This is a genomic window from Peribacillus sp. FSL M8-0224 (assembly GCF_038003055.1).
Classification (GTDB): domain Bacteria; phylum Bacillota; class Bacilli; order Bacillales; family DSM-1321; genus Peribacillus; species Peribacillus frigoritolerans.
Genome location: NZ_JBBOOJ010000001.1, coordinates 3881813 through 3894019 on the forward strand (window position 1 = coordinate 3881813; position 12207 = coordinate 3894019).

Annotated in this window: 11 protein-coding genes; 1 reads left to right on the top strand and 10 read right to left on the bottom strand. The window is 42.8% G+C overall.

Annotated elements, in window-relative coordinates:
• Positions 1-60 precede the first annotated feature (60 nt).
• The 5 genes from MKX49_RS18660 to pruA all read right to left on the bottom strand — a co-directional run bounded on the left by MKX49_RS18660 (position 61) and on the right by pruA (position 6023).
• Complete coding sequence (locus tag MKX49_RS18660) at positions 61-1425, bottom strand: sigma-54 interaction domain-containing protein (RefSeq protein WP_323596729.1); 1365 nt, start codon at positions 1423-1425, stop codon at positions 61-63.
• Positions 1426-1683: 258 nt separating this feature from the next.
• Complete coding sequence (locus MKX49_RS18665) at positions 1684-1938, bottom strand: hypothetical protein (protein ID WP_340877292.1); 255 nt, start codon at positions 1936-1938, stop codon at positions 1684-1686.
• Between the two features lie 37 nt (positions 1939-1975).
• On the bottom strand, positions 1976-3241 hold the full coding sequence (locus MKX49_RS18670; RefSeq protein ID WP_048686806.1) for a Glu/Leu/Phe/Val family dehydrogenase: 1266 nt from the start codon (positions 3239-3241) through the stop codon (positions 1976-1978).
• 22 nt (positions 3242-3263) lie between these two features.
• On the bottom strand, positions 3264-4457 hold the full coding sequence (locus tag MKX49_RS18675) for an ornithine--oxo-acid transaminase (protein WP_034309472.1): 1194 nt from the start codon (positions 4455-4457) through the stop codon (positions 3264-3266).
• A gap of 18 nt (positions 4458-4475) precedes the next feature.
• Positions 4476-6023 (bottom strand): L-glutamate gamma-semialdehyde dehydrogenase, encoded by a 1548-nt coding sequence (pruA, locus tag MKX49_RS18680; protein ID WP_202316598.1) that lies wholly within the window; start codon positions 6021-6023, stop codon positions 4476-4478.
• Between the two features lie 381 nt (positions 6024-6404).
• Here pruA and MKX49_RS18685 point away from each other — a divergent pair, with 381 nt between their 5' ends.
• On the top strand, positions 6405-7817 hold the full coding sequence (locus tag MKX49_RS18685; RefSeq protein WP_340877294.1) for a sigma-54 interaction domain-containing protein: 1413 nt from the start codon (positions 6405-6407) through the stop codon (positions 7815-7817).
• Positions 7818-7892: 75 nt separating this feature from the next.
• Here MKX49_RS18685 and MKX49_RS18690 read toward each other — a convergent pair whose 3' ends face one another.
• From MKX49_RS18690 to MKX49_RS18710, 5 genes are all read right to left on the bottom strand, one after another.
• Complete coding sequence (locus MKX49_RS18690; RefSeq protein WP_340877295.1) at positions 7893-8579, bottom strand: FMN-dependent NADH-azoreductase; 687 nt, start codon at positions 8577-8579, stop codon at positions 7893-7895.
• Between the two features lie 38 nt (positions 8580-8617).
• Complete coding sequence (locus MKX49_RS18695; protein ID WP_323596618.1) at positions 8618-9463, bottom strand: VOC family protein; 846 nt, start codon at positions 9461-9463, stop codon at positions 8618-8620.
• A 4-nt stretch (positions 9464-9467) separates the two neighbouring features.
• Positions 9468-9872, bottom strand: a complete 405-nt coding sequence (locus MKX49_RS18700; protein ID WP_260358432.1) for a DoxX family protein — start codon at positions 9870-9872, stop codon at positions 9468-9470.
• A 139-nt stretch (positions 9873-10011) separates the two neighbouring features.
• Positions 10012-10830, bottom strand: a complete 819-nt coding sequence (locus MKX49_RS18705) for a nicotianamine synthase family protein (RefSeq protein WP_340877297.1) — start codon at positions 10828-10830, stop codon at positions 10012-10014.
• On the bottom strand, positions 10808-12145 hold the full coding sequence (locus MKX49_RS18710; RefSeq protein ID WP_340877298.1) for an MATE family efflux transporter: 1338 nt from the start codon (positions 12143-12145) through the stop codon (positions 10808-10810). Before MKX49_RS18710 ends, MKX49_RS18705 begins: the two co-directional genes overlap by 23 nt.
• Positions 12146-12207 lie beyond the last annotated feature (62 nt).

The window sequence follows — 12207 nt, forward strand, 5'->3', positions numbered from 1 at the left end:
TTTGATTATCCAAATCCATTAAGAAGTGGTGAAATTTTTCCCTCTAGCGCAAAAAAATTTTTACCGCAATTTATGTTTTTCCATTTTATATTTCAATAATTGTTTGGAGATGCCAAGCTGTCTGGCAGATTCTGCAATTTTCCCATTCGTATTTTTCAATTGACGCACAATGATCTCTTTTTCATATTGCTGAACCGCATCTTTTAAGGAATCCACATGAAGGCTGTTGTTATCAGCCATTGGAGCTTCCGTATAATCTCTGATTCTTCCAGGAATATCATCAAGGGTGATTTTACTGGACTGGACATGATTATATGCCGTCTCGACCGCATTTTTCAATTCCCTGATATTCCCTGGCCATGGATATCTTTTGAAGCATTGGAGCACTTCTTCCTGAACACCGTCTATAAAGATATTCATCGTATTGTTGTAAAAATTCAGATAATGATCGACAAGGACTTCTATATCCTCTTTTCTTTCCATCAAGTTTGGCAGGTCAATCTGCACGACACCAATTCTATAGAATAAATCTTCCCGCAACCGTTTCTCCGCCAGTAAAATATCCGGTACCTCATTCGTTGCTGAAATCACCCTAATGTCCAAGCGGATATTTTTCTTCCCGCCCAGTCTCCTGATCGTTTTCTCTTCAATCGCCTTCAGGAGCTTCACCTGAAGATTCATATCCAGGGAATTGATTTCATCCAGAAATAAAGTCCCGCCTTCCGCCTGTTCGAATAGACCCGGCATGTCTTCCGACCCGGTGAAGCTCCCTTTATTCGTACCAAACAAAGTGCTTTCCCATAGACTGGCAGGAACCGCACTGCAGTTAAGTGATATGAAGGGCTTTCCAAAACGATCGCTTAAATTATGGATCGCCTGGGCGATAAGCTCTTTCCCTGTGCCCGTTTCCCCAACGATCAAAACATTTGAGGTCGTTCGCGCAATTCTTCCCAGTTTATCTTTAATGCTTTCCATTTTAGGGTTAACCGTGATAATATCATCGACCGTATAAACGGTATTATTTCTCCTGAAGATTTTATGGCTCGAATATTTGTCCAAGTATTGGATGGCATCCTTGGAAAAGAAACGCTTAGAGAATTCTACGGCCCCAATGATTTTACCGTTTTCGGCTATCGGATATGTGGAATTGATCGTTTCGATGACCTCTCCCGTTTTGGTGATCATCTCTTGTTTTATATTACATAACGGCTTTCCCGTCCTTAACACATTCATCAGCGTACTATTTTCGTTCGTGATGTTTTTATAAAAGGAAGTGACACTCTTCCCCATGAATTCTTCCGGCCTTATCCCAAGCTCCATAAGGACATTTAAATCTGCCATATCATAAAAAATGATCATCCCTTTATCATCTACGACCAAAACATTATCAAAATCGGATAATCGCCTGAATATATCCACATCCATATTCACCCTTCCAGCCTCCTCCCGACTTTACAAAACCCTGCCAAGCCTCCACAGATTGGTCCATTCACTTATTACTTCTTGGTTAGGATCTGCTTGGTGCATTGTCCAATCATTCTGATATTTTACCATGAAACAGGGCGTTTTTTCTTTTCAAACTTTTTCCTGGCTTTGTCACCGCCTTATAAATGATCACAACAAAAAAAAGAGCATCCCAAAGCAGAAATCGCTTCCGCCTTTGGAACACCCTCTTTCCTATATTCAATCAGAGCCAGTTATAACAAAATCGTCTTGGAGCAAAGCTAAAGGAAGCTTTCTTTTAATAGTATCCCCTGCCGAAACATTAATTTCAGTAATGTGACCACTGGCACCTATTGAAACATCAATCAATTTCCCATCTTCCGTCTTCACTAAAAAGAGCCTTTCCCATTCATAAACATAGGAATCCTTTTGAACGTAAACTTGTTCGACGGTCCCATCTTGAGCACACTCGATGGTATGAATCGGTTTTAACACGGAATCACTCCTCCACTCCCCATTATTAGACTTTAGCTTATACCCAGCCGCGGAATATCGAGGCTTCTGCCATTTTTCTGACACCCACCATATACGCTGCCAGCCTCATATCCACTTTTCTCGTCTCGGACATTTCATATATTTGATTAAATGAGTTGACCAATAACGCTTTTAATTTGGTTTGGACCTCTTCATCTTCCCAATAATAACCTTGATTATTTTGAACCCATTCGAAGTAAGAAACTGTCACACCGCCTGAACTTGCCAATACATCAGGTACGAGAAGCACATTGCGTTCCGTCAAGATCTTGGTTGCCTCCAATGTGGTAGGCCCATTCGCGGCCTCTACGACAATTTGGGCTTTGATAAGATGGGCATTTTCTTTGGTGATTTGATTGGAAATGGCGGCAGGCACTAAAATATCACAATCTTGTTCCAGAAGCTCCTGGTTGGTGATTGTATGATCGAATAGTGTCGTTACTGTTCCAAAGCTATCCCTTTTATCAAGTAAGTAATCGATATCCAGACCCTCAGGTTTATAGATGGCACCATATGCGTCCGATATGCCAATCACTTTCGCACCTGCATCATGCATGAATTTGGCTAAAAAGCTTCCTGCGTTCCCAAACCCTTGGACGATGATGCGTGCACCTTTCAATTCTATGCCCTTACGCTTTGCCGCTTCCTCGATACAGATGGTGACACCTTGTGCAGTCGCCTTTTCCCTGCCGTGTGAACCGCCCAGTACCAGTGGCTTACCTGTAATGAAACCAGGAGAATCGTGTTCTCTTATTCTACTGTACTCGTCCATCATCCATGCCATGATTTGTGAATTCGTATAAACATCCGGGGCCGGGATATCTTTAGTCGGCCCCACTATTTGGCTGATTGCCCGAACGTATCCACGGCTAAGCCTTTCCAATTCACCGATTGACATTTGGCGCGGATCACAGATGATGCCGCCTTTTCCTCCGCCATATGGCAGATTCACGATTCCGCATTTCAAACTCATCCACATTGAAAGTGCCTTGACTTCTTCCTCATCGACTTCAGGATGAAAACGGATTCCGCCTTTCGTCGGACCGACAGCATCGTTGTGCTGGGCACGGTATCCAGTGAAAATCTTCGTCGAATTGTCATCCATCTTAATTGGAATCCGGACGGTCAACATCCGCAGAGGTTCCTTCAAAAGCTCGAACACTTCTTCAGAATAGCCAAGCTTATCCAGCGCCTCCTTGATTACGACCTGTGTTGAATCAAGCAAGCTGGCAGTTTCTTTTTCTTCTTTGATTGTTGTACTCAATGGAATTCACCTCATAGGTATATTAGGATAAAACTTTTTTGATGCGTTCGATTGCCCAATCCAAGTCTTCTTTAGTAATCACTAATGGCGGAGCAAAACGGATAACTGTATCATGTGTTTCTTTACATAGCAGTTTTTCTTCTTTAAGCTGCTCACAATATGGTCTTGCTGCTTCTGTTAATTCGACTCCGATGAATAAGCCTCGACCGCGGATATCTTTAATCATTGGATTCTTGATTTCTTTTAAACTATCCATAAAGTATTGCCCAAGCTCCAATGAACGTTCCGCAAGCTTCTCTTCTTCAAGGACTTCCAATGAAGCGATGGAAACCGCACATGCCAATGGATTGCCGCCGAATGTAGAACCATGGGAACCAGGATTGAATACGCCAAGGATTTCACGGTTCGCAGCTACGCAAGAGATTGGGAAAACCCCGCCGCCCAGCGCTTTACCTAAAATGTACATATCAGGAACTACTCCATCCCAGTCAGAGGCGAACATTTTTCCTGAACGTCCAAGTCCTGACTGAATTTCATCAGAAACGAATAGGACATTATTTTCTTTACATAAGTCGTAAGCTTCTTTTAAGAATCCTTGTGGCGGAATGATGATTCCCGCTTCACCTTGAATCGGTTCGATTAAAAATCCAGCCGTTTGCGGTGTAATCGCTTCTTTCAATGCATCAAGATCGCCGTAAGGGATAAGCTTGATCCCTGGCAGCATCGGTCCAAAGCCCCTTCTATATTCATCATCGGATGACAAGGACACGGCTGCCATCGTACGGCCATGGAAGTTCCCGATACAAGCAATGATTTCAGCTTGGTTTTCTGCGATTCCCTTAACATCATAGCCCCAGCGTCTAACAGCTTTGATGGCTGTTTCAACGGCTTCAGCACCTGTATTCATAGGCAGTGCCATGTCTTTTTGCGTAATGCGTGAAACCATTTCATACCATGGTCCTAATTTATCACTATGGAATGCACGGGATGTCAATGTTACGCGATCAGCTTGTTTTTTTAATTCGTCGATGATTTTCGGATGCCTGTGGCCTTGGTTCACTGCTGAATAGGCACTAAGCATATCCATATATTTGTTGCCTTCAGGATCTTCCACCCAAACTCCTTCTGCCTTCGAAATGACGATTGGAAGTGGATTATAATTGTTTGCACCATATTGTTCTGTTTGCTCGATTAATTTTTCCGTTAAAGTTGTCATGTTGATTCCCCCTAAAATTTATAGCGTTTCAGATGTTGTTTTACCTTGAAGGTGAAGAACTAGATAATCAGGACCGCCCGCTTTTGAATCCGTACCTGACATATTGAATCCGCCAAATGGCTGGTATCCTACAATGGCACCAGTACAGCCGCGATTGAAGTACAAGTTACCTACGTGGAAATCCTCACGCGCTTGTTCGATATGTTCAATGTTGTTAGAGATGACTGCACCCGTTAATCCATAATCCGTATTATTGGCAATCTCGATTGCATGATTGAAATCTTTTGCCTTACAGAATGCAACCACCGGTCCGAAAATCTCTTCTTTCATCACACGTGCGTTCTCATCCACATCGGCAATGATAGTTGGCTGGATGAAGAAACCTTTTGAATTGTCTCCTTCTCCCCCTGTTACAATTTTCCCTTCTTCTTTACCGATTTCAACGTAGCTCATGACTTTATCGTAAGCTGCTTGATCGATGACCGGACCCATGAAGTTGTTTAGATCTGTTGGTTCCCCGATCGTTTTTTCTTTCGTTAATTCAATGGCACGATTCAAGACTTGGTCATATACATCTTCCACTATGACAGCACGTGAACAAGCAGAACATTTTTGACCGGAGAATCCGAATGCAGAAGCGACGATTGATTGTGCCGCCAATTCCAGATCAGCCTCTTTATCAACAACGATCGTATCTTTACCGCCCATTTCAGCGATGACACGTTTTAACCAGATTTGGCCTTCATGTACTTTTGCCGCACGCTCATAAATACGGATACCGACATCACGAGATCCGGTAAAGCTGATGAAACGTGTACGAGGATGATCTACTAAATAATCGCCTACTTCGGCACCGCTTCCTGGAATGAAGTTCACAACTCCTGCAGGCATGCCCGCTTCTTCCAGCACTTCGATGAATTTAGCTGCAATGACCGGTGTTGTACTGGCCGGTTTCAATAAGACTGTATTACCTGAAACAAGAGCAGCCGTCGTCATGCCTGCCATGATCGCAAACGGGAAGTTCCAAGGTGAGATGATGACACCGACACCAAGCGGAATATAATTGAAAGCATTGTGTTCAATCGGACGGCTTTCCACTGGCATGCCGTCTTTAAGCTTCAGCATTTGACGTGCATAGTATTCCATGAAGTCGATCGCTTCCGCTGTATCTGCATCCGCCTCATTCCAAGGCTTCCCTGCTTCTTTAACCAATAGAGCCGAGAAATAGTGTTTTCTTCTGCGAACGATCGCTGCAGCCCTGAATAAAATGTTTGCACGCACTTCCGCTTTCGTTTTTCTCCAAGTTTGGAATGTCTTATCTGCCGCTTGCATCGCTTGCTCTGCAAGATCTTTATTTGCTTTGGATACGGTTCCGATAACTTCTTCTTTATTTGCTGGGTTTACAGAGGTAATGACTTCATCAGTAAACACTTTTTCACCATTAATGATCAGCGGATATTTCTTCCCTAGATCATTAGCTACATCATTCAATGCCGCTTGAAAAGCTTTATTGTTTTCTTCGATTTTAAAATTAGTAAATGGTTCGTGTTTATATGTTTGGACCATTATGTCTCATCTCCCTAAATTTATGTTTTTACTTCTCCCTTATTTAACAAGCAAGTTCCGTGCCAACTTTTCATTTTTTCGAAAAAATTATGTTTTTTCTTTAAAAACGCAATGAAATTCAGCACTTCAAGGGCAAAATTGACATAGTATGCCATTATTTTTTGCTCTAATCCCTATTTTTGTCGCTTAAACCTTACACTTTTTATTAATGCAAATTTCATGCCAACTAGAAAAACCATAAAAAACAGCATTTTTGAACTTTTTCTGCAAAATATTTTTGCACTTCAATGCAAAATAATCTTGCTGTGCAAATTTTATTTGCGCCTTTGCTTCAATTCCTCTACAATAACTCTAAGAAAAGAAGAAAAACGGGAGGCATTCATGAATTTAGATCAAATCATTAAAATAGATGGTTTCCAATCCATCCTCTATTCGCTTGTGGATGTAATCGATACAGGGATACATATAATCGATATAAAGGGGCGGACGATTGTATATAACAAGAAAATGGCAGAAATCGAAGGAATGGATTCAGAAGAAGTGTTAGGGAAGAAGATTCACGAAATCTTTAAATTCAAGGAAGAAACGGAGAGTACATTAATAAGGGCTCTTCATTCGGGGAAGACAACCGAGAACTCGAAGCAGACCTACTTCAATAATCTTGGTCAGGAAATTACAACAATCAATAATACGTTTCCGATTTTGGATCAAAAGCAAAATATCATCGGGGCCATTGAAGTGGCAAAGGATATAACGAATCTGGAAAGAATCATTAAAGATAATATATTGAATAAGGGCGATACCAAATATACCTTTGACAGCATCATCGGAACGAGTGAAAATTTCCTGGAAGTCATAGAAAAGTGCAAGCGCTCGACCAGGACGGCATCCTCCATCCTCATCGTTGGGGAAACGGGCACCGGAAAAGAGCTCTTCGCCCAAAGCATCCATAATGGCAGCAGCCGTTCGACACAACCTTTCATCAGCCAAAACTGTGCTGCCCTGCCAGATAGTCTAATTGAAGGAATACTCTTCGGCACAAAGAAAGGCGCCTTCACCGGATCGATCGAACGGCCTGGATTATTCGAACAGGCACAGGGCGGTACCATCCTGCTAGATGAAATCAACTCATTAAATCCGAACATGCAAGCGAAATTATTACGGGCCCTTCAAGAAAGGACGATTCGCCGTGTTGGGGATACTAAAGATAAGAACATTGACGTTAGGGTCATTGCAACGATAAATGAAGATCCGATAGATGCCATTTCAAATGACCATTTACGAAAGGATTTATACTACCGATTAAGTGTCGTTTCGTTATTCATCCCGCCTCTTCGTGAACGGAAAGAGGATATTCCTTTGCTGGCGCAATCCTTCATCGAGAAATTCAATGCGCTGTTCGAATTGAATATAGAAGGGATCAGCGAAGAAGTCTACTCGCTTTTTTATGATTACGACTGGCCCGGGAACGTAAGGGAACTTGAACATATCATTGAGGGGGCCATGAATTTAATGGAACCTGGCGATGCAAAGATTGCCATCACCCACCTTCCGGCTCTATTTAGGAAGAAAGCCCATTTGGAAGACATTCATCCCGGAAGAAAAGAGACTCAAGCAAATGGAGATTTACAGGAGTCGACCTTATCTCTTGATGATTATATCGCCAATACTGAAAAGCAATACTTGGAGAAGATATTGAAGGAACATGGCATGAATATCTCCCAAGCAGCCAAGGCCCTGAATATTAGCCGCCAAAGCCTTCAATACCGTTTGAAAAAGTATCAGGTCAAATAACACCATACCTGCACAAAAGGAGGCCCCCATTGATATGGAGGCCTTTCTTTGCCTGCTATTCTTTTCGCTTTGCAATCAGAATGCTTCAGCCGCTTTTGCAACGTTTTCCAAACCATCCGCGATGATTTTTTGTGACCGATCCGGATACTGATTATGGCCTTCAATGACCACGGTCTCCGGATTGTTGATTCCCCATAGCCCAATGATATTTTTCACTAAACTCACGGCCATTTCAGCGGAAGCCATTCCTTCTAATGCATAATCAGAACCGCGGGCATTCAATAGCATGACTTTTTTATCTCCAGCATACCCGACAGGACCTTCCGCCGTATAATTGAACATTTTACCGGCTTGTGCCAAATAAGAAAGATAGGTGATTAACGGTGCAGGAACCGTTGAGTTCCATAGAGGGAAAGCGAATACCACTTTATCCATGGCCATGAATTGATTTAAATATTGGTCAACCAGTTTTGCGGCACTTTCCTCTTCAGCTGTCAGTTCAAGACCTTGGTTGCGTTTATATAGTCCGGTAATCGCCGTATTTCCATAGTAAGGAAGCTCTTCTTTAAATAAATCCAGCTCGGTCACTTCATCCGCATGGTGTGTCTCTTTATATGCTTGTAAGAATGTGTCATACATTTTCGAGCTGATTGCCTGATCTGCAGGACGATCGTTCACTTTCACGAATAACACTTTTGTCATTTTCCCATTCTCTTCTGCCGCGGCTTCTTTATTTCCAAATAATCTGCTTAAGAATCCCATTATCCTCTCACCATTGCTTTCTATTTTATTCTTATCATTTAGACCACTAAATGAATCTCATTGCCTGATGGATCTGTTACAGCGAAAAAACCTTCTTTTTCCGTGACGACAGCCCCGATTCCTTCCAGTTGCTCCGTTACTTTGTTTCTCGCTTCTTCATCTGCATAAACGAGTGTATACCAGTTTAGCCCCACACTATTTTCCTTCGGGGCAGGGGCACCAACGCCATTCCATGTGTTCAATCCGATGTGATGATGATATCCGCCGGTTGAAGTAAAGAGCGCTCCTCCATATCGATTCACGACGGTGAACCCAAGACCTTGCATGTAAAACTCCTCCGTTTTACGTAAATCCGCTACATGCAGATGTATATGCCCCATCAAGGTACCTGCAGGCAGTTTGCTCCACTCCCCATCGCTTTCTTTCAGCAGGTCATTCCCATCCAGCGGATCCGTGCCCATTTCGACCTCCCCGCCGGCCCATCTCCAATCAGCTGATGGCCGGTCAGAGTATACTTCGATGCCATTTCCATCCGGATCGGTAATGTACAGCGCTTCACTCACTTCATGATCCGCCGCTCCAAATGGATATTTCGTTTGAAGTAAATGGCGTAAAAAAATCGATAAGTCGGCACGGCTCGGCAGCAACAGGGCAAAGTGATATAAGCCCGTCGTCCGCCCTTCTTTCGGAATCACATCCGCAGGCTGCTCAAGTATCAGCAACGGGTTTTTTCCGTCTGTCGTCAAAACAGCTTGCCGGTCGGTTTTCTTCAATACTTGAAGACCGATGATTTCTTGATAAAACAGAATGGCCTTATTCAAATCCAAAACATTTATACTGACTTCGCCAACAAATGTAATTGGTTTTTGGTGAAATTTCTCCATATTGTCACTTCCCTTTTTTATTGAAAATCACATGATCCAAAGAAAGAACCGTGCGGTTGGCACACGCTAGATAGACAGACATCGCAAGCAGTGCCAAGTCCAATTCGTAACCCGCTGCTTGCCCGTTTCCTAGAAAACCGGCAGGTAATTTAGCCGTGAAAATCGCCCCCGCCATAATGACCGCAAATAGGACGGATACGATTCGTGTTCCCAAACCCAGTATAACCGCAAGTCCTCCGATCAATTCGATTCCTGCAACGATGTATGCCATGAAGCCAGGAATGCCAAGGCTATCAAAAAATCCGGCCGTATTTCCTATGCCCCCTTGAAACTTTGAAACGCCGTGAATGAAAAAAGTAAGACCTAATATCACCCTTAAAAAAACTTGACCTGCATCATTTTTATTCATGTATGAATTCTCCTTTTTGTTGGTTACTTTATGTAAGTAATTATATTTTCATAAGCTTATAATGTCAAGTAAGTTTATTGGAATTTCTTTTTTCCCTAAATAAAAACGAATTGCCGAAGCAACTCGTTCCATGGTGCCACTATTTAAATGTGTAATAAATGGTTGAATTGATGATGAAAGAATCCGCAATGGTTCTCCCGACTTCCTCACATGCCACCTTACTGAATTTTGTTGCATCAACGGGCTCATATAATAATTGATGAATGCCGTCCACCGACCGTATTGCGACGGTTGCATCAGGGTTTGTCTGATATATCCGTTCCAGTATTTCTTCTTTATTAGGAACCAGGCTGGCAATCCACACCAGGTCGAACTCCGTGTAGTCATGAAGGGCGCCATCATTCAAAATATAGTCTGAATCCCCTTCTTTATCCAGTTCTTGGACGATGCGCCGGCCAAGTGAATGGGCTTGTTCATCAATATCGAGACATGTCATTTTCGCACTCAACTCCCGTTTTAGCAGCAAAGGACTTAATGGCAGAGGTCCCGTCCCTACAAATGCAAATGATCGAATATCATTTTTCACCTTATTCAATTCATTGATTTCCGTTTGAATCAGTTCTTTGTAGTTATCCCAATAAATGAAAGAACGGAAGTCATCCAGGGAGTTCACACGGCCAACGAATAATTCGGCATAATGATTCTCCATCAACGTTTCAGCAATCGTCAGCTTTTCAAGCATGGTATCCCGAATCGATCGGATTTCATCATGGTTAAGAATTTCATCTGCCACATGCTGGTCCAAAGGTTTCGATATCATCGAAACCAGTTCGGTCAAAACGCGATTGATGATTTCGTTATTTGGTGATAAATCATCTTCTTCTAGTAAAATTTTATAAGTATCCATGTATGTATGAATGATTTTTTCCTGATTTCTAGACCATTTGATCGTTTTCAAGGCGCACACTCCTATTTGGAAATATTTTTTCGCTTAACCGTGGTATATACAATGCCAAAAATACCGAACGTCCTAGGCTGAATACTGTAAAGGCCAGCCATAATGCATGGTTTTGATAGGCCGGGACAAAAATATAAAGTGTTATCATAAAGGCAATCAAGGAATAAATCATCGAGTTACGAATCGGGGCAGCTTCTGTTGCCCCAGTAAAAACACCGTAGAAAACGATGCCTACACTGGCCGTTAAAGGAAACAAAATAAGCCAGATTCCATAAATGTTTGCCAGCTCGATGACACTTGGTATCCTTGTGAAAAGTGCTAGGATGGCATCACCGCATAAATAGTAACTGACAGCGAGCAACATGGAGGACAGAACACCCCACTGCAACGACAGGATCAGGGTCTTTTTATATAAGTGCTTATCTCTCGCACCAATCGCTTTTCCAACAAGGATGCTTGAAGCATTTGCGAGCCCGTCAAAGAAGTAAGCCATCATATAGTGAATTTGGATGAGTACGGCATTCGCCGCCAATATCTCCGTCCCATATGAGGCCCCCTTTGCCGTGAAGATATTAAAAACTGCCAACAGGCAAAGCGTCCTGATGAATAAATCCCGATTCACCGACATCATTTTCTTAATGGATGAAGGGTCGAACATCTCTTTCAACGGGGGCATTTCCATTCGATGCGGCGACGCTTTCACAATAAGAATCAGTCCAATGAAAAAGGCGGTCACTTCCGAAAGGAGGGTCGCAATCGCTACCCCTGGCACACCCCACTGGAATCCATGAACAAATAGGAAATCCAAGGCAATGTTCATCAGGTTCATGAACACCTGTAAAACTAGCGAAACCTTGATCTTGGACATCCCCATCAGCCATCCCAAGATGACGTAATTCATTAAAGTGAATGGGATTCCCCATATTCGAATGCTGAAGTATTCTGCCGCATATCTTCGAACATCAGCATTGGGATTCATCAGTGTTAAGGAAACCTGTTCAATTGGCCCCTGAAGCAGGATGAAACCTCCCCCTACAACAATCGCCAGTATAAAAGGCCTTAAAAAGGCTAAAACGCCTTGCTTTCCGTCGTTTGCCCCAAGTGCTTGTGCAGCAAATCCCGAAGTGCTCACACGTAAAAAACCAAACAGCCAATATAAGGTATTGAATATAACCGTACCTATAGCTACGCCGCCTAAATAAGCAGGGTTTGGCAACTGACCCACAACAGCGGTGTCCACCGCGCCTATCAATGGCGTCGTTATCGTCGATATGGTCAGAGGAATGGCCAAGGCCAAATATGATCGATGGTTCACCTTACTTCCTCCTTAAGTATCAAACTGCAACTTAATCGAAATCATTACGATTTAAAACTCAA

What these genes read in the sequence shown, in the direction of transcription:
- MKX49_RS18695 (WP_323596618.1), bottom strand. Translation starts at nt 9,463, where the DNA reads ATGGAGAAATTTCACCAAAAACCAATTACATTTGTTGGCGAAGTCAGT.
- MKX49_RS18700 (WP_260358432.1), bottom strand. Translation starts at nt 9,872, where the DNA reads ATGAATAAAAATGATGCAGGTCAAGTTTTTTTAAGGGTGATATTAGGT.
- MKX49_RS18675 (WP_034309472.1), bottom strand. Translation starts at nt 4,457, where the DNA reads ATGACAACTTTAACGGAAAAATTAATCGAGCAAACAGAACAATATGGT.
- MKX49_RS18685 (WP_340877294.1), top strand. Translation starts at nt 6,405, where the DNA reads ATGAATTTAGATCAAATCATTAAAATAGATGGTTTCCAATCCATCCTC.
- MKX49_RS18690 (WP_340877295.1), bottom strand. Translation starts at nt 8,579, where the DNA reads ATGGGATTCTTAAGCAGATTATTTGGAAATAAAGAAGCCGCGGCAGAA.
- pruA (WP_202316598.1), bottom strand. Translation starts at nt 6,023, where the DNA reads ATGGTCCAAACATATAAACACGAACCATTTACTAATTTTAAAATCGAA.
- MKX49_RS18660 (WP_323596729.1), bottom strand. Translation starts at nt 1,425, where the DNA reads ATGGATGTGGATATATTCAGGCGATTATCCGATTTTGATAATGTTTTG.